This is a genomic window from Stenotrophomonas sp. 17(2023) (genome assembly GCF_030345315.1).
GTDB lineage: Bacteria > Pseudomonadota > Gammaproteobacteria > Xanthomonadales > Xanthomonadaceae > Stenotrophomonas > Stenotrophomonas acidaminiphila.
In genome coordinates, this window is the sequence record NZ_CP128405.1 from 557,501 (window position 1) to 580,776 (window position 23,276).

General features: G+C 68.2%; 22 protein-coding genes, 2 rRNA genes and 1 riboswitch (1 of these 25 cut by a window edge). Of the genes, 14 read left to right on the forward strand and 10 right to left on the reverse strand.

Features of this window, described 5'->3' with window-relative positions:
• Positions 1–404, forward strand: a 23S ribosomal RNA gene (locus QQA12_RS02385); it begins 2,474 nt to the left of the window's first position.
• Positions 405–528: 124 nt separating this feature from the next.
• Positions 529–643, forward strand: a 5S ribosomal RNA gene (gene rrf / locus QQA12_RS02390).
• A 341-nt stretch (positions 644–984) separates the two neighbouring features.
• On the opposite strand, the gene fabB is transcribed toward rrf, so the two are convergent.
• Both fabB and fabA read right to left on the reverse strand, forming a co-directional pair.
• Positions 985–2,196, reverse strand: coding sequence for a beta-ketoacyl-ACP synthase I (fabB, locus tag QQA12_RS02395; RefSeq protein WP_226050744.1), 1,212 nt, complete (start codon positions 2,194–2,196; stop codon positions 985–987).
• Positions 2,196–2,711, reverse strand: a complete 516-nt coding sequence (gene fabA, locus QQA12_RS02400) for a 3-hydroxyacyl-[acyl-carrier-protein] dehydratase FabA (protein ID WP_054662614.1) — start codon at positions 2,709–2,711, stop codon at positions 2,196–2,198. The genes fabB and fabA overlap by 1 nt, the downstream gene beginning before the upstream one ends.
• 190 nt (positions 2,712–2,901) lie before the next feature.
• Between fabA and dinB the strand changes: the two genes are divergently transcribed.
• Both dinB and gph read left to right on the forward strand, forming a co-directional pair.
• Positions 2,902–3,987 carry a DNA polymerase IV gene (dinB, locus tag QQA12_RS02405; RefSeq protein WP_152984915.1) on the forward strand — a complete coding sequence of 362 codons (1,086 nt, stop codon included), beginning with the start codon at positions 2,902–2,904 and terminating at the stop codon, positions 3,985–3,987.
• A 52-nt stretch (positions 3,988–4,039) separates the two neighbouring features.
• Entirely contained in the window at positions 4,040–4,687 is a 648-nt protein-coding gene (gene gph, locus QQA12_RS02410) for a phosphoglycolate phosphatase (protein WP_226050743.1), read from the forward strand.
• A 162-nt stretch (positions 4,688–4,849) separates the two neighbouring features.
• Here the strand turns inward: gph and btuB are convergent, their stop codons facing one another.
• Positions 4,850–6,706 (reverse strand): TonB-dependent vitamin B12 receptor, encoded by a 1,857-nt coding sequence (gene btuB / locus QQA12_RS02415; RefSeq protein WP_226050742.1) that lies wholly within the window; start codon positions 6,704–6,706, stop codon positions 4,850–4,852.
• Positions 6,707–6,819: 113 nt separating this feature from the next.
• Positions 6,820–7,064, reverse strand: a riboswitch (cobalamin riboswitch).
• 125 nt (positions 7,065–7,189) lie between these two features.
• Between btuB and cobT the strand changes: the two genes are divergently transcribed.
• From cobT to cobS, 3 genes are read left to right on the forward strand one after another with little or no spacing between them, the layout of a single operon-like run.
• Positions 7,190–8,260 (forward strand): nicotinate-nucleotide--dimethylbenzimidazole phosphoribosyltransferase, encoded by a 1,071-nt coding sequence (cobT, locus tag QQA12_RS02420; RefSeq protein ID WP_226050741.1) that lies wholly within the window; start codon positions 7,190–7,192, stop codon positions 8,258–8,260.
• Complete coding sequence (locus QQA12_RS02425; RefSeq protein ID WP_056930858.1) at positions 8,257–8,841, forward strand: histidine phosphatase family protein; 585 nt, start codon at positions 8,257–8,259, stop codon at positions 8,839–8,841. Before cobT ends, QQA12_RS02425 begins: the two co-directional genes overlap by 4 nt.
• Positions 8,838–9,581: an adenosylcobinamide-GDP ribazoletransferase gene (gene cobS / locus QQA12_RS02430; protein ID WP_226050740.1), complete on the forward strand. Its 744-nt coding sequence runs from the start codon at positions 8,838–8,840 to the stop codon at positions 9,579–9,581. The genes QQA12_RS02425 and cobS overlap by 4 nt, the downstream gene beginning before the upstream one ends.
• 17 nt (positions 9,582–9,598) lie before the next feature.
• Here the strand turns inward: cobS and QQA12_RS02435 are convergent, their stop codons facing one another.
• The 6 genes from QQA12_RS02435 to QQA12_RS02460 all read right to left on the reverse strand — a co-directional run bounded on the left by QQA12_RS02435 (position 9,599) and on the right by QQA12_RS02460 (position 14,937).
• On the reverse strand, positions 9,599–9,973 hold the full coding sequence (locus tag QQA12_RS02435; protein WP_054662636.1) for a TfoX/Sxy family protein: 375 nt from the start codon (positions 9,971–9,973) through the stop codon (positions 9,599–9,601).
• Positions 9,970–10,452 (reverse strand): GAF domain-containing protein, encoded by a 483-nt coding sequence (locus tag QQA12_RS02440; RefSeq protein ID WP_054662639.1) that lies wholly within the window; start codon positions 10,450–10,452, stop codon positions 9,970–9,972. Before QQA12_RS02440 ends, QQA12_RS02435 begins: the two co-directional genes overlap by 4 nt.
• Positions 10,453–10,774: 322 nt before the next feature.
• Complete coding sequence (locus tag QQA12_RS02445) at positions 10,775–11,956, reverse strand: methyltransferase domain-containing protein (RefSeq protein ID WP_226050739.1); 1,182 nt, start codon at positions 11,954–11,956, stop codon at positions 10,775–10,777.
• 643 nt (positions 11,957–12,599) lie between these two features.
• Positions 12,600–12,968, reverse strand: a complete 369-nt coding sequence (locus tag QQA12_RS02450; protein ID WP_182212573.1) for a phasin family protein — start codon at positions 12,966–12,968, stop codon at positions 12,600–12,602.
• A gap of 92 nt (positions 12,969–13,060) precedes the next feature.
• Positions 13,061–13,417, reverse strand: coding sequence for a 6-carboxytetrahydropterin synthase QueD (queD, locus tag QQA12_RS02455; protein WP_054662649.1), 357 nt, complete (start codon positions 13,415–13,417; stop codon positions 13,061–13,063).
• A 110-nt stretch (positions 13,418–13,527) separates the two neighbouring features.
• Positions 13,528–14,937 carry a DEAD/DEAH box helicase gene (locus QQA12_RS02460; protein WP_054662653.1) on the reverse strand — a complete coding sequence of 470 codons (1,410 nt, stop codon included), beginning with the start codon at positions 14,935–14,937 and terminating at the stop codon, positions 13,528–13,530.
• A 481-nt stretch (positions 14,938–15,418) separates the two neighbouring features.
• Here QQA12_RS02460 and QQA12_RS02465 point away from each other — a divergent pair, with 481 nt between their 5' ends.
• Together QQA12_RS02465 and maiA are read left to right on the forward strand one after the other, a co-directional pair.
• On the forward strand, positions 15,419–16,408 hold the full coding sequence (locus QQA12_RS02465) for a fumarylacetoacetate hydrolase family protein (RefSeq protein ID WP_054662656.1): 990 nt from the start codon (positions 15,419–15,421) through the stop codon (positions 16,406–16,408).
• Positions 16,409–16,553: 145 nt separating this feature from the next.
• The gene (maiA, locus tag QQA12_RS02470) at positions 16,554–17,210 is read left to right on the forward strand and encodes a maleylacetoacetate isomerase (protein WP_056930910.1); all 657 of its coding nucleotides are present in this window, start codon (positions 16,554–16,556) and stop codon (positions 17,208–17,210) included.
• A gap of 84 nt (positions 17,211–17,294) precedes the next feature.
• Here maiA and QQA12_RS02475 read toward each other — a convergent pair whose 3' ends face one another.
• Positions 17,295–18,428: a PilT/PilU family type 4a pilus ATPase gene (locus tag QQA12_RS02475; protein ID WP_056930862.1), complete on the reverse strand. Its 1,134-nt coding sequence runs from the start codon at positions 18,426–18,428 to the stop codon at positions 17,295–17,297.
• A 93-nt stretch (positions 18,429–18,521) separates the two neighbouring features.
• On the opposite strand from QQA12_RS02475, the gene QQA12_RS02480 reads away from it, so the two are divergent.
• The 5 genes from QQA12_RS02480 (at position 18,522) to QQA12_RS02500 (ending at position 23,216) form a co-directional block, all read left to right on the forward strand.
• Positions 18,522–18,908 (forward strand): DUF4398 domain-containing protein, encoded by a 387-nt coding sequence (locus QQA12_RS02480; protein WP_182212571.1) that lies wholly within the window; start codon positions 18,522–18,524, stop codon positions 18,906–18,908.
• Positions 18,908–19,789 carry an OmpA family protein gene (locus tag QQA12_RS02485; RefSeq protein ID WP_226050738.1) on the forward strand — a complete coding sequence of 294 codons (882 nt, stop codon included), beginning with the start codon at positions 18,908–18,910 and terminating at the stop codon, positions 19,787–19,789. Before QQA12_RS02480 ends, QQA12_RS02485 begins: the two co-directional genes overlap by 1 nt.
• Before the next feature lie 393 nt (positions 19,790–20,182).
• Positions 20,183–20,401, forward strand: a complete 219-nt coding sequence (locus QQA12_RS02490; protein WP_056930865.1) for a YdcH family protein — start codon at positions 20,183–20,185, stop codon at positions 20,399–20,401.
• 186 nt (positions 20,402–20,587) lie between these two features.
• Complete coding sequence (locus tag QQA12_RS02495) at positions 20,588–21,958, forward strand: pyridoxal-phosphate dependent enzyme (protein ID WP_056930866.1); 1,371 nt, start codon at positions 20,588–20,590, stop codon at positions 21,956–21,958.
• 70 nt (positions 21,959–22,028) lie between these two features.
• Entirely contained in the window at positions 22,029–23,216 is a 1,188-nt protein-coding gene (locus tag QQA12_RS02500) for a cystathionine gamma-synthase (RefSeq protein WP_226050737.1), read from the forward strand.
• Positions 23,217–23,276 lie beyond the last annotated feature (60 nt).

Consider the following 23,276-nt stretch of genomic DNA (forward strand, 5'->3'; position numbering starts at 1 on the left):
CTCGATGTCGGCTCATCACATCCTGGGGCTGTAGTCGGTCCCAAGGGTATGGCTGTTCGCCATTTAAAGTGGTACGCGAGCTGGGTTCAGAACGTCGTGAGACAGTTCGGTCCCTATCTGCCATGGGCGTTGGAAGTTTGAGAGGGGCTGCTCCTAGTACGAGAGGACCGGAGTGGACGAACCTCTGGTGTTCCGGTTGTCACGCCAGTGGCATTGCCGGGTAGCTATGTTCGGAAGCGATAACCGCTGAAAGCATCTAAGCGGGAAGCGCGCCTCAAGATGAGACTTCCCGGGGCACAAGCCCCCTGAAGGAACCATGTAGACTACGTGGTTGATAGGTCAGGTGTGTAAGCGCGGCAACGCGTTGAGCTAACTGATACTAATGATCCGTGTGGCTTGACCATATAACCTCAAGTTGCCTTGGCCGACATGACATGTCGATAGACCCAAGTGCACGCTACGTCACAAGACCTACGAGAGGCTGGCGCTTTATCCTGCTCCAATGGATAGCGACCCTCCAACCCTCTCCCTGGTGAAATTAGCGCTGTGGAACCACCCGATCCCATCCCGAACTCGGAAGTGAAACGCAGCTGCGCCGATGGTAGTGTGGCTCAAGCCATGCGAGAGTAGGTCATCGCCAGGGGCTTTATCCCCAAACCCCCGCTGCTAACGCAGCGGGGGTTTGCTTTTTTCCCGCATCCAGAACCCGGATGTCGCATAAACCAGAACGGCGCCAAAAGGCGCCGTTGGCGTTTTCCACGTCCTCAAATCAGCGTGGCTGCGGGTATTGCCCAGTGATAATCGCCCTGCAGGCGCGCGACACAGAGAAAGGCCACGGGCCTGGCGGGCCCGGCGGCTGTGCCGGAACGGAGCCTCGCACGCGAACGCGTGCAGCACGGGCTGCCTCACGTAGATCCGCGACCACCGCGCATACGACAACGGCGCCAAAAGGCGCCGTTGCTTGAACCCCTTGATGCCCCGGCCTTACAACCGGCCGAACACCAGCGTCGCGTTCGTACCACCAAAACCAAAGCTGTTCGACATCACCGTCTCAAGGCGTGCTTCCTGCGTCTGGTGGAGTATCGGGAAGCCCTCCGCGCGCGGATCCAGCGTCTCGATGTTCGCTGAGCCGGCCATGAAGCCGTCACGCATCATCAGCAGGCAGAAGATCGCCTCGTGCACGCTGGCCGCGCCGAGCGAGTGGCCGGACAGCGCCTTGGTCGAGGAGATCGGCGGCACCACCCGCTCGCCGAAGACCTCGCGCACCGCACCCAGCTCGGTGATGTCGCCCAGCGGGGTGGAGGTGCCGTGGGTATTGAGGTAATCGATCGGGCGGTCGATGCCGGCCAGCGCCATGTGCATGCAGCGCACCGCGCCTTCGCCGGACGGGGCGACCATGTCGGCACCATCGGACGTCACGCCGTACCCGATCAGCTCGGCATGGATGTGTGCGCCGCGCGCGATGGCGTGGTCGTAGTCTTCCAGTACCAGCATGCCGGCGCCGCCGGCGATGACGAAGCCGTCGCGGTTGGCGTCATAGGGGCGCGACGCGGATGCCGGGGTGTCGTTGAAGCCGGTGGACAGCGCGCCCATGGCATCGAACATCACGCTCATCGACCAGTGCAGGTCCTCGCCGCCGCCGGCGAACACGATGTCCTGGGCGCCGTGGCGGATCAGGTCGGCGGCCGCGCCGATGCAGTGCGCCGAGGTGGCGCAGGCAGCGGACAGCGAGTAGCTCAGTCCCTTGATGCTGAAGGCGGTGGCCAGGTTGGCCGAGACCGTCGAGCACATCGTGCGCGGCACCATGTACGGGCCGACCTTGCGCACGCCGCGGTTGCGCAGCAGGTCGGCGGCTTCCACCTGCCACTGGCTGGAGCCGCCGCCGGAGCCGGCGATCAGGCCGGTACGGACATTGCTGACCTGGGTCTGGTCCAGGCCGGCGTCGGCGATGGCATCGCGCAGGGCGATGTAGCTGTAGGCCGCCGCGTCGCTCATGAAACGCTTGAGCTTGCGGTCGATCTGCGCGTCTAGGTCGATGTCGACGCGGCCGCCGATCTGGCTGCGCAGGCCGGCTTCGGCATGGTCGGGCAGGGCGACGATGCCGGGACGGCTTTCGCGCAGGGCACTGGAAACGGTATCCAGATCGTTGCCAAGGCAGGAGTTGATCCCCATGCCGGTGATGACGACACGACGCATCAGAAGCTCTCGGTGGAAGTGAACAGGCCCACGCGCAGGTCCTTGGCGGTATAGATCTCGCGCCCGTCGACCAGCATGCGGGCGTCGGCCTGGGCCATGACCAGCTTGCGGTTGATCACGCGCGAAATGTCGATTTCATATTGCACCAGCCTGGCGCTGGGCAGCACCTGGCCGGTGAACTTGACCTCACCGCAGCCCAGGGCGCGTCCGCGTCCCTCGGCGCCCAGCCAGGTCAGGAAGAAGCCGGTCAGCTGCCACATCGCATCCAGGCCGAGGCAGCCGGGCATCACCGGGTCGCCGATGAAGTGGCAGCCGAAGAACCACAGGTCGGGGCGGATATCGAGCTCGGCGCGCACCAGGCCCTTGCCGTGGGGCCCCCCGTCGTCGCGGATGTCGGTGATGCGGTCGAACATCAGCATCGGGTCGTTGGGCAGGCGGCCCTTGTTGGGCCCGAACAGCTCGCCGCGGGCACTGGCCAGCAGCTGTTCGCGCGAGAACGCATTGAGACGGTTCATCGAAGCGGTAATCCGGAGCACGAAAACGTGGGTTAACGCCCGAGCATGCATGATGCGCGGGCTTTCAATCAACAGTTTTATCCGTACGCATCCGTAGTGTTGCGGGGAAAAGGCGGCACGTTCGTCGTAGATCGTACCGGTGCGTATGGAGCGCGGCGCTATGATGGCGGTCCTTCGTTCCGCGGTCGTGTTGCTCGCCATGCGCAAGATCATCCACATCGACATGGACGCGTTCTACGCGTCTGTCGAGCAGCGGGACGATCCGGCGTTGCGGGGTCGGCCGGTGGTGGTGGCCTGGCGCGGTGCCCGGTCGGTGGTATGCGCGGCCTCCTACGAGGCGCGCAGGTTCGGCGTGCGCTCGGCGATGCCCGCGGTGCGCGCCGAGCGGCTGTGTCCGGACGCGGTGTTCGTGCCGCCGGATTTCGCCCGCTACAAGGCCGTGTCGCGGCAGATCCGCGAGATATTCCTGCAGCATACCCCGCTGGTCGAGCCGCTGTCGCTGGACGAGGCCTACCTGGACGTGAGCGGATCGCCGACCTGCGACGGCATCGCCACCGAGATCGCACGCACCATCCGCGCGCAGATCCGCGAGGTAACCTCGCTCACCGCCTCGGCCGGCATCGCGCCGAACAAGTTCCTGGCCAAGATCGCTTCTGACTGGCGCAAGCCCGATGGCCAGTTCGTGGTGCCGCCGGCGCGGGTGGAGCAGTTCCTGACGCCGCTGCCGGTCAGCCGCGTGCCCGGCGTGGGCAAGGTCATGGAAGGACGCCTGGCGGCGCTGGGCATCGCTACCGTCGGCGATCTGCGCGGGCTGCCGCTGGAGCAGCTCGAAGCGCTGTTCGGCACGTTCGGGCAACGCCTGTACCGGCGCGCGCGCGGCATCGACGAGCGCCCGGTGGAGCCCGACCAGCCGGTGCAGTCGATCTCCTCGGAGGACACGTTCGCCGAGGACCTGCGGCTGGGCGAGTTCGACGAACTGATCGCCCAGCTGGCGGCGCGGACGTGGCGCGCGACCGGGCGCACCGAACGTATCGGCCATACCGTGGTGCTCAAGCTCAAGACCGCCCAGTTCCGGATCCTCACCCGCAGCCTCACGCCGGATGCGCCGCCGGCCTCGGAGGAGGAACTGCGCGACATCGCGCTGGCGCTGTGCCAGCGCGTGCAGCTGCCGCCGGACACGCGCTACCGGCTGGTGGGCGTGGGCCTGTCCGGGTTCCGCGACCGCGAGGATACGGTGGTGCAGGGCGACCTTTTCCGCGATGCGGCCGTGGACTGACGGGTTTCCGCACCCCGGTACAATCGACGGTTCACTGTCATGGAGTGGGTGCGTGGGCATTGCAGCGCTGGTATTCGATCTGGACGGTACGCTGGTGGACAGCGCCGAGGACATCGCCGAGGCGATCAACCGCTCGCTGGAGGAGCTGTCACTGTCGCGCGTGTCCGAGGCGACGGTCCGCAGCTGGATCGGCGAAGGCGTGCGCCGCCTGGTCGCCATCGCGCTGGCGCACGCCGGCAGCGAGCGCACGCCGGAGGAGGTGATGCCGCTGTTCATGCGCCACTACCATGACTGCCTGCTGCGCAGCCCGCGCCTGTACGACGGCGTGGCCGACGCCCTGCAGCAGCTGCAGGCGCGTGGGCTGCCGATGGCGATCTGCACCAACAAGCCATCGGCACTGGTACCGCCGCTGCTCGCGCATCTGGGCATCGCCGGATACTTCGCGCACATCGTCGGTGGCGACACGCTGCCGCAGCGCAAGCCGTCGCCCGAGCCGGTACTGCATGCGGCGCGGCTGCTCGGCCGCGCGCCGGCGCAGTGCCTGATGGTCGGTGACTCGGCCACCGACCTGGAGGCGGCCAACGCCGCCGGCATGCCCATCGCCCTGGTGCGCTACGGCTACCCGCGCGATCTCGACCTGGATGCGGCCGGTGCGGTCGCGGTGATCGATGATATGCGGGAACTGCTCGCAGGCGTCTGAGCGACGATTCGCCGGCCTGTGCGGCGAGCGGGCATGGTGCCAGGCGCCGCCCGGTCCACTGCCGGACGTCCGGCGTGGATGATGCCGGCATGGCCCTCGTGGTCATGGAACGACGCCCCGGCATGAGGCCGGAGCGTCGTCGGAGCGGCCGTGGTGGCGGCTTCAGCGCGAGCGGTAGCGCAGCGTCAACTGGTACTCGCGACCGGGCTGGTTGTACCAGGCCACGGTTTCGTACTCGCGATCGAACACGTTGGCCGCCCGGGCCTGCAGGCTCCATGCCTCGTTGATGGCATACTCCACGCGCAGGTCCACCGTGCCGTAGCCGGCCAGGCGCAGGCTGTTGGCGGCGTTGTCGAAACGGTGCCCGGTGGCGGTGGCGGTCACGCCCACGCGCAGCGGCCCGAAGCCACGGTCCACGTCGAGGCGGCCGCTGCTGCGGGCACGGCGTGGCAGCCAGTTGTCGTAGCTGGCCGCGCCGCGGGTGTGGTCGCGCGGATCGGTGAAGCTGGCCTGGGCGTTGATGTCGAACCCGGCCAGCGATGCGAAGCCGGTCAGCTCGGCACCGCGGATGCGCGCCTTGGCGATGTTGTACGGAGTGTAGGTGCTGTCCAGCGCAATCAACTGGTCGATGCGGCTTTCGTAGGCGTTGAAGGTCCAGTTCCAGCCCTCGCCGTACTGCGCGATGCCGACGTTCACGCTGGTGGATTCCTCCGGCTTCAATGCCGGGTTGCTCGACCACGGGAAGTACAGGTCGTTGAAGGTCGGTGCCTTGAAGCCGGTGCCGGCGCTGGCGGTGAGGCGCAGGCCGTGGCCGAGCGCCAGGCCGTAGCCGAGGCTGCCGGTGGTGTGGTTGCCGAACTGCTCGTTGTCGTCGTTGCGCACGCTGGCCTGCAGCGAGTGCGCGCCGAAGCGGCCCTGGTACTCGGCGAACACGCCGGTGTTGTCGCGGTTGTCGATCGAATAGGCGGTGGTGCTGGTCACCTGGTCCTTCTGCCAGTCGCCGCCGACGCTCAGCTGCTGGCCCTCGGCGAACAGGAAGTCGCCCTGCACGCTGGCGGTGTCGCGGCGCGTGTCGAAGGTGGAAACGAAGCTGCGCTTGCCGGCCTGGACGTAATAGCTGTCGGCCTGGTCGTCGTTGCGGCCCACCTGGACGGACAGGCCGAACGCGTCGCCCGGGGTCCAGCGCAGCTTGCCGCCGTATACCCGCTGCTGGTTGTCGGCCTCGTTGCCGCCATAGATGCTGCCGTCGTACTGGTTGCGGCTGGCGGCGTCGAGCATGTGGCCTTCCACGCTAAGGGTTTCGCCCAGCGCGTAGCCGCCGCGCACGTTGAGCGAGGTGTTGCGGTAGCCGTCGCGGTCGGGCTCGTCGACATAGCAGCCCTGGAACAGCGTGGCCGACCCGTTGCACGCGTTGATGCCGTCGGTCTTCTGCCAGGCGCCTTGCGCCGACAACCAGCCGCGTTCGCCGCGGTTGCTGAACCCGGCGCTGGCCTGGCGCAGGTTGTGGCTGCCGGCGGTCAGTGCCAGGTTCTGCTGCAGGCCCTGGCCGGCGGCGCGGGTGAAAATCTGGATGACGCCGCCGATCGCCTCGGAGCCGTACAGGCTCGAACGCGGCCCGCGCACGATCTCCACGCGCTCGATCTGGTCGATCGGCAGGTCCTGCAGCGCCGGCATGCCGCTGGAGGCGGCGCCGATGCGAACGCCGTCGACCAGCACCAGTACCTGGCTGGAGGCGCTGCCGCGCATGAACAGCGAGGTGATCTTGCCGGGGCCGCCCTGGTTGACGAAGTCCAGGCCGGCGCGGCCACGCAGCAGGTCCATCAGCGAGCCGGCCTGGCTGCGGTCGATCTGCTCGCGGTCGATCACCTGCACCGGCACCACGCTGTCGGCGATGGAAACCGGCGTACGGGTGGCGGTGACCACCACGTCGTCGAGTTCGGTGGGCGCCTGCTCGGCGCTGGCAATGCCCGGCAGCGCCAGCGCAAGGGCGAGGGAAAGGGTGTGGTATGGCAGTTTCATCTGAACTCCTGGATCCGCGCGCTCCCGCGCGGATGGACGGTGGAGGCTGCCAGGAGAAGGGAAACGACGGAGTGCGCGCACGGCGCCACTGCCGCCGCCATGCCCTCCGCATCGCAACCAGTCGGCTTCCGGGCCGGTCTCCGGGCTCGCAGGCGAAGCGCGCATCGACGCTTCCGGCCAGGCGCCTTCCCGTGCGATGGATGCACAGTGGCGGTATGCCTGTCCTTGTCCTGCTTACCGTTGCGGGGGCAGCGCCGGACTGGCGCGGGCCAGGATGTTCCTGGCAGGCGCGGCACCGGCTTCCCGTTTCAACCGGCCAGAGCGAGTCCGGCCGGTCACCCGAAAGTGCGGGCATTCTATGCCATCACCCGCCGCGCTGCCGGGGGAGACCGGTGCGGGGCAGGCGGCGGCGCCCGCCACGGCACATCGTGCAGGCGCCATGCGCCCTACAATGCGCGATTGCAACGCGGTATCGGAACACACGTGACAGACGCATGGTTCACCCGGGCCTGCCCCGCGCCTTCGCAGGCGCACCGGCAGCATGCCATCGCCCGCCAGCGGCAACTGACCAAACCCGAGGGGGCGCTGGGGCGCCTGGAAACCCTCGCCATCGAACTGGCCGCCCTGCAGGGGCGCGAGCAGCCGCAGGCCACGCGGGTACCGGTGCTGGTGTTCGCCGGCGACCATGGCATCGCCGCACAGGGCGTGTCGGCGTATCCGGCGGAAGTGACGGTGCAGATGCTGCGCAACTTCGCCACCGGTGGCGCCGCCATTGCCGTGCTGGCGCGCGAACTGGGCGTGCCGCTGCATGTCTGGGACGTGGGCAGCCTGGCCGATGCGCCGGTCAGCGGCGTGACCTGTGACAAGCCGCGTCGCGGCACCGACGATTTCACCGCCGGTCCGGCCATGGCCGCGGCCGACCTGGATGCGGTGTTTGCCGCCGGCCGGCGCGCGGTGTCCGCGGCCTGCGACGATGGCGCCGACCTGCTGCTGCTTGGCGAGATGGGCATCGGCAACACCACCTCGGCCAGCGCGCTGGCGGCGGTGCTGGGGCCGTTGCCGCTGGCGGAACTGGTGGGGGCCGGCACCGGCCTGGATGCGGCGCGCATCGCCCACAAGCAGGCCGTGATCGCACGGGCACTGGCGCTGCACGGTGCCGCGATTACCGCGGCCGGCGACCCGGGCCGCGAGGCCCTGTGCCGCGTCGGTGGGCTCGAGATCGCGGCACTGGCCGCGGCCATGATCGCCGCCGCCCAGCGTGGCGTGCCGGTGCTGGTCGACGGCTTCATCGTCTCCGCCGCGGCGTTGGCGGCGGTGCGCATCAATCCTTCGCTGCGGCCGTGGCTGCTGTTCTCGCACCGCTCCGCCGAGCGTGGCCACGCTCGGGTACTGGAGCAGCTGCAGGCCGACCCGCTGCTGCAGCTGGACCTGCGCCTGGGCGAAGGTTCCGGCGCGGCGCTGGCGCTGCCGCTGCTGCGCCTGGCCTGCGCGCTGCACAACGGCATGGCGACGTTCGCCGAAGCCGCGGTTGCCGACCGGAGCGCCGCGCCATGATCCTGGACCTGATGCGCCATGCCTCCACCGGCCGCCAGGGCCACCTGGACGGCCGCAGCGATCCGCCCCTGCTCGACGGCGCGGTGGACGCGCTGCTGCAGCGCCACGGTGATGGCCAGTGGAGCCGGGTGATCGCCTCGCCGCGGCGCCGTGCGCTGGATACGGCCACTGCGCTGCTCGCCGGCCGCGAATTGTTCTGCGAAATCCACCCGGACTGGGCCGAACTGGATTTCGGTGACTGGGACGGGCGCCATTACGACGAGATCCCCGCCGAACTGCTGGCCGGGCTCTACGACGCGCCGCATGCCGTGGTGCCGCCCAACGGCGAAAGCTGGCAGCAGTTCCAGCAGCGCGTCGATGCCCAGCTGCAGCGGCTGCTGGACGAGGACGAGCATGACGGACCGGTGCTGGTGGTCAGTCATGCCGGCGTGCTGCGGCTGGTGGTGTCGCGCGTGTGTGGCATCCCGCTGGCGGCCCTGTGGGCGATGCGCATCGATTACGGCACCCGCGTGCGCCTGCGCGTGGAGCGCGCGCAGGACGGACAGGTGTGGGGCGAGCTGCTGGAGTTGTGCCAGCCGTGAGCGTGCGCCGCCTGGTCCTGGCCATCCAGTTCCTGACCCGGCTGCCGACGCCGCAGGTCAAGGACTTCCGCGACGACGACCTCAGCCGTGCGGCGGTGTACTACCCGCTGGTCGGTGTGATCATCGGCGTGCTGCTGGCCGCGCCGTTGTACCTGCTCGGCGACCGGCCCTGGCTGGCCGGCGTGCTCACGCTGCTGGCGTGGGTGTGGGTGACCGGCGCGCTGCACCTGGACGGGCTGGGTGATGTCGCCGATGCCTTCGGCGCCGCGCACCGCGACCCGCAGCGTTTCCTTGAAGTGCTCAAGGACCCGCACATGGGCGTGTTCGGCGTGGTCACCCTGGTGATGCAGCTGCTGCTCAAGTTCGTGCTGCTGGCCGAGCTGTCGGCCAGCCCGCTGTGGTACGGCATCGTGCTGGTGCCGGCGTGGGCGCGCTGGGGCACGCTGTGGTGGAGCCGGTTGTTGCCGTCGCTGCACGGCGCGGGCATGGCCGAACGCTTTTCATGGCAGCTGAGCCTGCGCTCGATGTGGGTGTGGGCGCTGCTGCTGGCAGTGGTCACCGCCTTCGTGGCCTGGCCGCTGCTGCTTGCGCTGCCGCTGGTGGCGCTGATCGCGGCCTGGTGGCGGCGCCGGCTGGGCGGTATTTCCGGCGACTGCCTGGGCGCCAGCGTCGAGGTCACCGAAAGCCTGCTGCTGCTGGCACTGGTGCTGCTGGGCGGGGTCGAACGGGTACTGCCGTAGCGGCCCGGCCGCCGGCTTCAGTCCTCGCCGAAACGGATCTCGCCGGTCTCGTCGCCGCCGTCGTCGAGGTCCGCATGCGGCTGCATGCGGGTCTCGCGGACCGGCCCGGCCATCTGCCCGGCGCGCGCGGCAGGCAGCCCGCCGGCCGCGGCTTCGTATTCGGAGACCAGTTGCTGGCGGCGCGCGTCGGGTACTTCCTGCCAGTGGCAGCCGACCAGCGCGCCTTCCAGCGAGTAGAGCAGGTTGAGGCTGGGCTTGAAGCCGGCGCGGCGCACCTTGACGAAGGCACCGACGGCGCCCACCGCGGCCAGGTCCTCGGCGCTGCGCAACCCGACCTGGCGCAGCCACGCCGCGCTCTTGGGGCCGATGTTGCGCAGCTTGAGCGCACTCATGCCAGCGCCTCGACGAACACCCCGGCGATGGCCTCCAGCCCCGCCTGGTCGTCGGCGTCGAAGCGCGAGGTGACCGGGCTGTCGAGGTCGAACACGCCGACCAGCGCGCCGCCATGGACCAGCGGCACCACCAGTTCCGAGCGCGAGGCCGAGTCGCAGGCGATGTGGCCGGGGAAGGCATCCACGTCGTCCACGCGCTGGGTCTGGCGGGTGCTGGCGGCTGCCCCGCACACGCCCTTGTGCAGCGGGATGCGCACGCAGGCCGGCAAGCCCTGGAACGGGCCGACCACCAGCTCTGTGCCATCGAAGAAATAGAAACCCACCCAGTTGAGTTGCGGCAGCGCGTGGTACACCAGTGCCGACAGGTTGGCGGCATTGGCGATGCGGTCGCTCTCGCCGTGGACCAGGGCGCGTGCCTGTGCCAGCAACTGGGCGTACTGTTCCGGCTTGCTGCCGGTGAGCGTTGTGGAACTGAACATGGGGCGAAGTCTAACCGTTGCGCCCCCGCGATGGTGTCCGCTGGGAGCGGCAGCGCCCGTTGCGCTATGACCGCCCGGGGCACGCCATCGCGCTTGATGGCGCGCGGTGAGGTGGCAGGGGAGGAAGCCTGCCCGGAACCCGGTGTGGGACGTCGGGCAGAAGCAACTCCTGCCCGCACACACGGGCAAGAGGTGCAATGCATAGGGGCCGCCCACTGGACGCGGCCAGGAAATGTGCAATGCCGCCCACCTCAGCCGGCTTTCCCGTTCCAGCGGTACCTGATGCGGGAAAGAGCCCACGGGGAGACCGGCGTGGCTTGAACTACCGGTAACACCTGAAGATCAGTGGCGCCATGTTCCACCAGTCATCCTCGCTGTCGCAGAACAGGAATCCTTCGCGCTTGCCGTAGGCAATGCCGATTTCGGCCCGGGGAAAAATGGCCTGCAGCATCGAAAAAAGAGGCCAGCCAAAGTTGTAGAACGTATATATCCCGCGTTTGCCGACGCCATCGTCGTGATACTCGCCCGGCATCAGCTCGACCAGTCTTCCTGCTGCGTCGGTTGTTCCTCTCACCAGCGTGCTGTCAAGCGCGGTGAAGAACGGGACGGTGAAAATCAGGGGGGCTCCCGGCCGCAGAACGCGGTGACACTCGACCAATGCCCTGTGGGTATGCTCGACATGCTCAAGGACGTCGGTATGGATCAGGAAATCCAGTGATCGATCGTGGTAAGAAAAATCCAGGATCGATTCGTTTCTGGAAACCTTCGGTATGAATGCGCGCCCGAATCTGATGCGATGACTGCCCTTGCCGACATTCGGGCCAAGGAACTCCGAGCCGATGATTTTGGGTGATGCGCTACAAAGCGTCCTGTAAAGTCGGGTATGACGCTCCAGGATCGCGCCTCGTGCATCTGTCCAGCCCGAACTGGAACTGGACGAAAAGGCGAGCTGCACCAGCCGCTGTCTTGCCGAAAGTTTGCAGTTGCTGCACCTCATGCCTTCCCGAAGGTTTGGCCGGCCATCGAAAGTTGCCCCCGTACCCACCTGGAAGCGCACGGCCGTGTTGCAGTAGGTGCAGTAGCCATCGCATTCCTGCTGCCGCCTGAGCTCGGACTCAAGGCGCAGGCCATACTGCGCCTTGAGTGAATTCTCATGTTCGATCAGGGCTTCTTTGTTGGAAAACCAGCGAATGTCCAATCTCACTCCCGGGATGAAATTCAGTCGAACCAGACGGTAGGCATCTCGGCATTCATCATCGGATGCCTGAAGTTGCCTTGAGCCGGGCCAGCGGCTTGCAGCGTATGGCATCCCCGACTCGATGCGCCTGCGATACGCGCCTGTCTTGAACCCATGGACTTCCGAGGCACGTGGCGGGCGCGTTGTCGGGAGGCCGTTCGTGCCAGCGCAGGCGCAGGAGGATCGATTGTACAGACCGTTCACGGCGTGCTTGCCGATGTTCGGCCTGTCGACGCACTCCCGTTGCTGGCTGTTGGTCAGCAGCATGCACGGCACCCTGGGCTGTTCGTGTTCGTCGAACTCCATGAGTCGGCTTGTCGAGATGGCGGGCTTCTACCGAAGCCACTCCGGGAAGTCATGGAGTGCGGCGACATCCCTCTGCACGTGTTCGCCACGCCGCACGACCACGGTGAGCGCGTGCATGGGCGTATGCGGGGCGATGCAGTACACGGTCCGTTGGCCTTTTACTCCGCCGGGCCTGTGCTCTGCGGAGGCTCGAGGAGGATCACTGTGTGGACGGGGCAAGGGTAACGATGCTGTTGGAACTGCATGCTGGCAGGCTGCGCATGGGGGCAACGGCGAACGCCTGCTCGGGTCAGGCGTGCCGATACGGATCGGCTGCATGGCATAAGGCAATGCGCCGGCTGAGCCTGCACTTCCGCCTTGAACATGCACTCGTCGGCGGTCATGTCCGGGGCGGGATTTGCGTGAACCCCGGATCAGAAGAGCGATAGCCGGACTCGCGTACCCGGCCCCATGACGGTCGTCATCGGCACAAAGCCGATAACCGATCGGTTTCCAGGCCCGGATCCGGAAAGCAAAAAAAAGAAAGACCCGGCAACGGGAGAGAGCTCGTTGCCGGGTCCGGACAGGGCGCGGGGAGGGGGATCCGCGCGCTGTTGAGGGGGAGTCAGCGGGTCTTGGTGCCTTGGTGCTTGCCGTTGCCGGCCTGGAAGGGCTGCCGTGCCAGTTCGGCCAGCGCCTGTCCGGTCTGCAGCCCGAGCCCGGCGATCTCCTGCCCGGCCGAGGCCAGCCGCTGCAGGTTTTCCCGGGCTACCCGCAGGCCCTTGGGCAGCAGCGATGGCAGGTCGGCCGCCGGGTCGGGATGGACCAGCTCGCCGAAGAAGCCGGCGGTGGCGTTGGCATTGCGCTCGAAGGTACGCAGCTGCACGCCGAACGCGCTCTCCGCGTTTTCCAGTGCCAGCCGGTTGGCGCGATGGGCCAGTGCCGCGAACTGCCGGGTGTAGCCGCTGAAACCGTCGTCGAACCGGGCGGACATGCCGTTGCTCCGTCGTTTGTTGCGACGCAGCATAACGTTCGCCATGGCGGCGCGGAAGTCCGGTGCCTGCGGCCGCCGGGGAATCGTTCAGCTCAGATGCCGCGGTAGCGGCAGCCGGAGGTGCAGGTCTCGTGCACGGTCACCGCGCTGAGCTGCGGCAGGACCGGCTGGAGCCGGTCCCAGATCCAGATCGCCAGGCGCTCGCTGGTGGGGTTTTCCAGCCCGGGGATGTCGTTGAGGTAATGGTGGTCGAGCTGCTCGTAGAGCGGCTGGAAGGCGGCCTTGATGTCGCCGAAGTCCATCACCCAGCCGGACTCGGCGCCGGGTTCGCCGCTGACTTCCAGGCGCACGCGGAACGAGTGCCCGTGCAGGCGCGCGCACTTGTGGCCGGCGGGAACGTTGGGCAGCCGGTGGGCGGCCTCGAGGGTGAAGTCTTTGAAGATGTCCATGACGCGATTGTAGTAGCCGGTGGGCGTGGGCCGGGTGTCCGGCGGGCGCAGGCGGGGTCAACGGCGAACGGCCGCAATGCGGCCGTTCGCTACGGGTCCAGTCGGGTCGGTCAGACCGCGCTGTTGGGCTGCGGCGCCTTGCCGCGACCACGGCCGCCACGGCGGCGGCGTGCGGCGCCGGCCGGCTGGCCTTCGCGGCGCTGGCCGTTGTTCTCGCCACGCGGGGCGCCGGACGGCGCACCCGCCCCGCCACGGCGCTGGCCCGGCGCGGCGTCGCGGTGGCCACCGGGGCGGCCGCCATTGCCGCGGCGCGGCGGACGTTCGCCGCCGGGCTGCTCGGCCTTGCCCGGGGCACTGTTGCCCCAGCGGATCGGCGTGTGCGGCTCGAAGCCCGGCACGTCGCGGATGTCCATGTCGCGGTCCAGCAGGCGCACGATCTGGCGCAGGTACTTGGCATCTTCCTGCGCCACCAGCGAAACCGCCTGGCCGCTGGCGCCGTTGCGGCCGGTACGGCCGATGCGGTGCACGTAATCCTCGGCCACCATCGGCAGGTCGTAGTTGATGACCTTGGGCAGCTCGTTGATGTCGATGCCACGCGCGGCGATGTCGGTGGCCACCAGCACGGTGACGCGGCCGGCCTTGAAGTCGCCCAGTGCGCGCAGGCGCTGGCTCTGGCTCTTGTTGCCGTGGATCGCCGCGGTCTTGATGCCGGACTTGTCCAGGAACGTGGCCAGCTTGTCGCTGCCATGCTTGGTCTTGGCGAACACCAGGGTCTGCTCGCGCGAGTCCTGCGCCAGCAGGTGCAGCAGCAGTTCGCGCTTGCGCCCGGCGTCGACCGGGTGCACGCGGTGGGCGATGGTCTCGGCCACGGTGTTGCGCGGGGTCACCATCACCTCGCGCGGGTTGCGCATGAACTCCAGCGCCAGCTGTTTGATCGGGTCGGCGAAGGTGGCCGAGAACAGCAGGGTCTGCCGGTTCTGCTTGGGCAGCTTGGCCAGGATGCGCTTGATCGAGGGCAGGAAGCCCATGTCGAGCATGCGGTCGGCTTCGTCCAGCACCAGCACCTCGATGCCGGACAGGTCGATGCTGCGGCGCTCCAGGTGGTCGATCAGGCGGCCCGGGCAGGCCACCAGCAGGTCCACGCCACGGCGCAGGATGTCGAGCTGGTTGCCCATGCCGACGCCGCCGTAGATGCAGGTGCTGGGGATGCGCAGGTACTTGCTGTAGCCGCGCAGGCTGTCATGCACCTGGGTGGCCAGTTCGCGGGTGGGGGTCAGGATCAGCGCACGCGGCCGGCGCGGGCCGTTGCGCACTTCCTGCGCCGAGGTGGCCAGGTGCTGCAGCAGCGGCAGGCCGAACGCGGCGGTCTTGCCGGTGCCGGTCTGTGCGCCGGCCAGCAGGTCGTGGCCTTCCAGCACCAGCGGGATGGCCTGCTGCTGGATCGGGGTGGGGTTTTCGTAACCCTGCTCGGCGAGCGCGCGCAGCAGGAAGGGCGCAAGGCCCAGATCTTCGAACGACATGGAAACTCCGCAATATGGGGACGCGCCGGCCCGGATGGGTCTGCGCTGCCGGTCATGGCGACCGGTCGGCTCGGAGCGTTCCCGTAAAACCGCGCTGCGAGATCATGGGTGCGACCAGCGCAAGGCGCGCTGGCCGGAATGCGAGACGAATGGCGTCGGAATGGGGGCGGGCGGGCGGACCGGGCGACGAGGCCTGCGGTCCTGCGCCGCCGGCGATCCCGGAAGGGAAACGGACGGCCGCTGGCAGACCGCGATAGTCTAAGGGATGTTCGGGAACGGCACAAAAATCCCTGTTCAGGTACGGTCGGGGGCGCGGGTTCCCGATCGGCCCGGCAGGGCGCGGTGCCGTCGCTGGTTGCCGCGCAGCACCCGGTGGCGCGGCAGCCGGGTGGATTCCCGGCAGTGCCCGCGTGGCGCTGGTCGCCGCCGGACTATTCGTTACAATCGAAACTTGTTTCCCGCCCCTGGACTGGACGCTCCGATGAAGCTTGGTTCCCTGAAGGAAGGTGGCCGCGACGGCACCCTGATCGTGGTCTCGCGTGACCTGGCCCGTGCCGTGCGCGCCACCGGCATCGCCGCCACCCTGCAGCAGGCGCTGGAGGACTGGTCCAACGTCGCGCCGCGGCTGAACGCGCTGTCCGAGTCGCTCAACCACGGCGATGCCGATGGCGTGTTCGACCTGGACATGCAGGCGCTGGCCGCACCGCTGCCGCGCGCGTACGAGTTCGTCGATGGCAGCGCCTACCTGCCGCACGTGGCACGGGTACGCAAGGCACGCGGCGCCGAGGTCCCGGAGAGCTTCTACACCGATCCGCTGATGTACCAGGCCACCAGCGCCGGCTTCTATGGCCCGCGCGACGCGGTCAAGGTGGTCAGCGAGGACTACGGAATCGACCTGGAAGCCGAGATCGTGGTGATCACCGACGACGTGCCGATGGCGGTGACGCCGGAGCAGGCCGCCGGCCACATCCAGCTGGTCGGCCTGGTCAACGACGTCAGCCTGCGCAACCTGATCCCGGCCGAACTGGCCAAGGGCTTCGGCTTCCTGCAGTCCAAGCCGCGTTCGGCGCTGAGCCCGGTATTCGTCACCCCGGATGAACTGGGCGAGGCCTGGCAGGGCAGCAAGGTGCACCTGCCGCTGGTGACCCACATCAACGGCGAATGGTTCGGCGCGCCGGAAGCGGGCGTGGACATGCAGTTCGATTTCGCCCAGCTGGTCGCGCATGCGGCCAAGACCCGTCCGCTGTCGGCCGGCGCCATCGTCGGTTCGGGCACCATCGCCAACGAGGACACCGCGCTGGGTGCGTCCTGCTTCGCCGAGCGCCGTACCGTGGAAACCCTGCGCGACGGCAAGCCGTCCACGCCGTTCATGAGCTTCGGCGACGTGGTGCGGATCGAAATGTTCGACCGCGCCGGCAACAGCATTTTCGGCGCCATCGAACAGCGCATCGAGCAGGCCGCGCGGCCCTGAGGGCGGCGCGCACCTTCACCGGTGCGCGCGGGTACCCGCCGACCGGCCGGGGGCATTCCCGGCCGGCGGCGCGATGGACCGACCGGCGGCACGGACGCTTCCGTCACCGGCGGGTATGGTGGCCTGCAGGCAAAAGGACATGGACATGCAACAGGCATTGACGCTCTACAGCTACTGGCGCTCCAGCGCCGCCTACCGCGTACGCATCGGCCTGAACCTGAAAGGGCTGGACTACGCCATCGTGCCGGTGCACCTGGTGCGCGACGGCGGCCAGCAGCACGCCCCGGCGTATGCCGCGCTCAATCCGCAGGAACTGGTGCCGACGCTGTGCGATGGCGAACGCGTGCTGACGCAGTCGCTGGCGATCCTCGAGTACCTGGAGGAAACCCGCCCGCAACCGGCGCTGCTGCCGGCCGCTGCCGGCGACCGCGCGCGGGTGCGCGCGCTGGCGCAACTGGTGGCCTGCGACATCCATCCGCTCAACAACCTGCGCGTGCTGCAGTTCTTCGACCAGGAATGGCACGTGCCGCAGTCCGAGCGCGACGATTGGATCCTGCACTGGATGCGCATGGGCTTTTCGGCGCTGGAGACGGCGCTGGCGGGCTCGGCGCAGACCGGCCGCTTCTGCCATGGCGACGCGCCCGGGCTGGCCGATTGCTGCCTGGTGCCGCAGCTGTACAACGCGCGTCGCTTCAACCTGGATCTGGACGCCTTTCCGACCCTGCGGCGGATCGAAGCCGCCTGTCTGGCGCTGCCGGCATTCGACCGCGCGCGGCCGGAGAACCAGCCGGACGCGGCCTGACCTTCCCGCGCCGCAGCCGGGGAGCCACGCAAAAGCCCCGCCGCAGCGGGGCTTCGTGGTGCGCCATCACGGCGGTGGCGCGCCTCAGAACCCGTGGGTGATCGACGCCGGTGCCGCCGCCGCGGAGAAATCCGCGTAGGGGTCGTGCTCGCCGCTGGCGCCTTCGGACAGCCGGAACTTGAGCGCCAGGCCGTCGCGCGAATCGGCCGCGCGCAGCGCCTCCTCCTGCTCGATCACGCCCTCCTTGGCCAGCCGGAACAGGCACTGGTCGAAACTGTGCATGCCCTCCTCCAGCGACTGTTCCATGGCCTGCTTGATCTCGTGCACCTGCCCGCGGCGCAGCAGGTCGCGGATCATCGGCGTGTTGATCAGCACCTCGGTCGCGGGCCGGCGGCGGCCGTCGGTGCCCTTGACTAGGCGCTGGCTGATCACCGCGCGCAGGTTCAGCGACAGGTTCATCAGCACGTTGCGGTGCGCGCTCTCGGGGAAGAAGTTGAGGATGCGCTCGATGGTCTGGTCGGCGTTGTTGGAGTGCAGCGTGGCCAGGCACAGGTGGCCGGTCTCGGCGAAGGCGATGGCCGCTTCCATGGTCTCGGCGTCGAGGATTTCGCCGATCAGGATCACGTCCGGCGCCTCGCGCATCGCGTTCTTCAGTGCGTTGTGGAAGGCATGGGTATCGAGCCCGACTTCGCGCTGGTTGACGATGGACTGCTTGTGCCGGTGCAGGAATTCGATCGGGTCCTCGATGGTGAGGATGTGCCCGGTGGTGGTGGCGTTGCGGTGGTCGATCATCGACGCCAGCGACGTGGACTTGCCCGAGCCGGTGGAGCCGACCACCAGCACCAGCCCACGCGGGGTCATGATCACGTCCTTGAGCACGTCCGGCAGCTTCAGTTCCTCGATCGAGGGAATCCGGTTCTTGATCGCGCGGATGACCATGCCCACTTCGCCGCGCTGCTTGAACACGTTCACGCGGAACCGGCCCACGTCGGCCAGCGCGATGGCCATGTTCAGCTCCAGGTCGCGCTCGAACTGCGGCACCTGGCCTTCGTCCATCAGCGAGTAGGCGATCTTCTTGACCATGCCCGGCGGCAGGCCGGTATTGCCCAGGGGGTACAGCTTTCCTTCGATCTTGATGTGGACCGGCGCACCCGTCGTCAGGAACATGTCCGACGCGTTTTTTTCGGTCATCAGCTTCAGGAAATAGCCGATATCCATGGAAGGTTCCCCAAGCAGGAGCCACCCGGCGTTGCAAGCACGTGGCAGCCTTGACGACAATGGCCGTGCTCAACTTTCCGCGACGGCTCCCCAATGAAACCTAGCTTCGCACACTTACGACGTTTCCTGTATGTGACCGCGTGCGCATCTGCGCTCTGTGCCAGCGCGATGGCGCAGGACCCGGCCGCGGCCGACCTGCTTGCCGCCCAGCAGGCGGTCGAACGCGCCGACCGTGCCGATGCCGACCAGTACGCGCCGGACACCATCGCCCTGGCCCGGCAGCAGCTGGAGCAGGCCCAGCGCGCGGCCGGCGACCGCCGCGAGCGCAAGCAGGCGCCACTGCTGGCACAGCGTGCGGCGGTCGACGCCGACCTTGCACGGGCCCAGAGCGAGGAGGCCGTGGCGCTGGCCATGCTGGCCCAGCGCAGGGCCGAAGTGGAGCGCCTGCAACGCCAGCTGGCGACCGGGGAGGGACGCTGATGGGCATCCGCATCCTGCTCGTGGCCGGCCTGCTGGCCGTGCCGCTGCTCGCCACCGCCGCCGAAGACCCGGCGGTGGCGATGTTGAACCAGCGCCTGGTCACCCTGCAGGCCGACGCGCGTACCACCGACCTGGCGGCACTGGAACGATTGCAGGCACAGCAGGCGATCGCCGTGCTGGCCAAGGCCAGGCGCAAGGAACTGGACCAGGCGCGTTACCTGGCCGAGCGCCGGGTGGCGATCGCCGAGGCCAGTGCCCGCGCCGAAGCCGCCCGCCGCGAAGTCGACCAGCTCGAACGCACCCGCAGCGAACTGCTGGTCGAGGCCAGCCGCCGCGAGGCCGCGCGCGCCCGCCAGGAGGCCGAGCGGCTGCGCGTGCAGGCGCAGATCCAGGCCGAGGAAGCCGAACGCCTGCGCCAGGCCGCCGAGGCCGAGACGCTGGCCCGGCAGGACGCCGAGGCGGCGCTGACCAGCGTCGCCGGCAAGCAGGCCGCGCGGGTGAGCTCGGCCCAGCAGAACGCCGCCAGGCTGGCCCGCGAGGAGGCCGAACTGGTTTCCGGCAAGAAGCTGCCCGCGTCCAGGTTCGACAACCGCGGCGAGGTGTTCACCCTGGCCGGCGACGCCTTCGCGGCGGGCCAGGCGACCCCGTCGGCTGCCGCGCGCGACCAGCTCAAGGCATTGGCCGAGTACCTGAACATCGGCAAGAAGGGGCGGGTGACCATCGAGGGGTACGACAGCGCCAGCGGTGTCGGCCAGCGCCGCGCGCAGGCGTTGAAGGATGCCCTGGTGGCGGCCGGCGTCGGCGCCAACCGCATCCAGGTCAGCGGCAAGAAGGCCGCCGCCACCCGGGCCCGTTCGGCCGAGGTGGTCGTCGCACCGTGATGCCGTGCCGGCGCTGCCGGCACCCACCGGGTGGGGTGCCGGCCGGCTCCGGCACTACTGCTTGTGTTGCCTGGGCGCATGCGCTGGCGTGCCGCGCGGCGGTGTCGTGAACACTGAATGTGCGGCCGTTGCTGAACCTTTTCAGACTCCCTGCGGTGCGCTTGCCGGAACTATTTTTCAGGCGTAGGGTCAATCGTCCGGGCGACATTTTCGTCGTCCGTACAGCGGAGGACCGGGCCAGTGCAACCGTGGCGCGAACCAGTACCAGACAGCTTCCGGGCAGTGAGCCGGAACGCAGCCGGGGGTTCGGCCGTGCTCCGTCCGGACCTCCATCCCAGAGCGCCCCGTGCCGCAAGGCCGGGGCGTTCGTGTTTCCGCATGTAGGAGGTAGTCATGTTCGAAGGGCAGCCGCAGAGTGAGATCGACGCGTTGATCAAGGTCAACCCCGAGTTCAAGCAGCTCTATCAGCAGCACCAGAAGCTGAACAAGAAATGCATGGATGCGGAACTGGGAGTACTTCCCATCGACGATGTGACCCTGGGGCAGATGAAACGCGAAAAGCTGCTGGCCAAGCAGAAACTGCTGCGGATCTATGAAGACCGGCTCAACTGAACCTTCCCCACGCTGAAGTCTTTCCGTCGCGGGCAATGGCGGCCTCCTCGTCGGTCGCCATTGCCCGCGCCGCTTGCGCAAAGGCGCGCTGGCGATGATCCAAGAACCGATCGTCGCCTGACTTTCGCGCATATCCATCGGATAATCGGGCTCCGGCCGCCGCGCGGCGCGATCCCAAGCATATCGATGGCAATCCACTCCTCCGTACTCGAACTCATCGGGCGCACGCCGATCGTCAAGGCCCAGCGCCTGGATACTGGCGTCTGCGAGCTCTATCTCAAGCTCGAAAGCGCCAACCCGGGCGGTTCGATCAAGGACCGCATCGGCCTGTCGATGATCGAGGCGGCGGAGAAGCGTGGCGACCTCAAGCCCGGCGCGACGCTGGTGGAAGGTACCGCCGGCAACACCGGGCTGGGCCTGGCGCTGGTCGCCCAGCAGAAGGGCTACAAGCTGATCCTGGTGGTTCCGGACAAGATGAGCCGGGAGAAGATCTTCAACCTCAAGGCGATGGGCGCCGAGGTGGTGCTGACCCGCTCGGACGTGGCCAAGGGCCACCCCGAGTACTACCAGGACCTGGCCAAGACCATCGCCGAGCGCACCCCGGGCGCCTATTTCGTCAACCAGTTCGGCAACCCGGACAACCCGGCCGCGCATGAGTTCGGCACCGGCCCGGAGATCCTCGAGCAGATGGACGGCGACCTGGACGCCATCGTGTTCGGCTGCGGCAGCTCCGGCACCATGACCGGGCTGTCGCGCGCCTTCGCCCGGCTGTCGCCGAAGACCGAGCTGGTGCTGGCCGACCCGGTCGGTTCGATCCTGGCCGAGTACATCAACGAAGGCACGCTCAACGAGAAGTCGGGTTCGTGGCTGGTGGAGGGCATCGGCGAGGATTTCCTGCCGTCGATCTCCGATTTCAGCCGGGTCGGCAAGGCCTATGCCATCACCGATGCGGAGAGCTTCCACACCGCGCGCGAGCTGCTGGGCAAGGAAGGCATCCTCGGCGGTTCCTCCACCGGCACCCTGCTGGCGGCGGCGTTGAAGTACTGCCGCGAGCAGACCACCCCGAAGAAGGTGCTGGTGCTGGTGTGCGATACCGGCAACAAGTACCTGTCGAAGATGTACAACGACTACTGGATGCTGGACAACGGCTTCCTCGAGCGTCCGCGCTACGGTGACCTGCGCGACCTGATCCTGCGCCCGTACAGCCAGCGCGACACCGTGGTGGTCGGCCCCAACGACCTGCTGACCACCGCCTACCAGCGCATGAAGCTGTACGACGTCTCGCAGCTGCCGGTGATGGATGGCGACCGCCTGGTCGGCATCATCGACGAGAGCGACGTGCTGTTGCATGTCTACGGCGACGAGGCGCGGTTCCGCGACCCGGTGGCCATCGCCATGGTCAGCAAGCTCGACCGCCTGGACGTGAAGTCGCCGATCGAGGCGCTGCTGCCGGTATTCGACCGCGGCCAGGTCGCCATCATCATGGACGGCGCCGATTTCCTCGGCCTGATCACCCGCATCGACCTGCTGAACTACCTGCGGCGGCGGGTGCAGTGACCGCCGCGGCCGGAACGGCTGGTTCAGCTCGTCCCCGTAGAATTCCACCCCTCACAAGCCGGAAAGCACCATGACGGATCAGCATCCACGCGACGATGGCGGCGAGCGCAGCCTGTCGCTTGCCACCCTGGCCATCCACGGCGGCCAGTCGCCGGACCCGAGCACCGGCGCGGTGATGCCGCCGATCTACGCGACGTCCACCTATGCGCAGTCCAGCCCGGGCGTGCACCAGGGCTTCGAGTACTCGCGCACCCACAATCCCACCCGCTTCGCCTACGAGCGCTGCGTGGCCGCGCTGGAGGGCGGCAGCCGCGGCTACGCGTTCGCCTCGGGCATGGCCGCGACCTCGACGGTGATCGAGCTGCTCGACGCCGGCAGCCACGTGGTGGCCATGGACGACATCTACGGCGGCAGCTTCCGCCTGTTCGAGCGCGTGCGCCGGCGTACCGCGGGGCTGGACTTCAGCTTCGTCGACCTGACCAGTCCGGCCGCGCTGGAGGCGGCGATCACGCCGAAGACGAAGATGGTGTGGATCGAGACCCCCACCAATCCGATGCTGAAGATCGTCGATATCGCCGCGGTCGCGGCCATCGCCAGGCGCCATGGGCTGGTCGTGGTGGTGGACAACACCTTCGCCTCGCCGATGCTGCAGCGCCCGCTGGAGCTGGGTGCGGACCTCGTCGTGCACTCGGCGACCAAGTACCTCAACGGCCATTCGGACATGGTCGGCGGCATGGTGGTCGTCGGCGACAACGCCGAACTGGCCGAGCAGATGGCCTTCCTGCAGAACTCGGTCGGCGGCGTGCAGGGCCCGTTCGACAGCTTCCTGGCGCTGCGCGGGCTGAAGACCCTGCCGCTGCGGATGAAGGCGCACTGTGCCAACGCACTGGAGCTGGCGCACTGGCTGCAGGCGCATCCGGCCATCGAAAAGGTGATCTACCCGGGGTTGCAGTCGCATCCGCAGCACGCGCTCGCGAGCCGGCAAATGAGCGGCTACGGCGGCATCGTGTCCATCGTGCTCAAGGGCGGCTTCGAGGCCGCCAGGCGCTTCTGCGAACGCACGCAGCTGTTCACCCTGGCCGAATCCCTCGGTGGCGTGGAAAGCCTGGTCAACCACCCGGCGGTGATGACCCATGCCTCGATTCCGCCGGTCCGCCGCCAGCAACTGGGCATCAGCGACGCGCTGGTGCGCCTGAGCGTCGGCGTGGAGGATGTGGGCGACCTGCGCGCGGATCTGGAGAACGCCCTCGCGGCCTAGGCATCCACCGTGTTGCTGGAAAAGGAAAAGGGGCTCGCAGGAGCCCCTTTTCATGTCCGG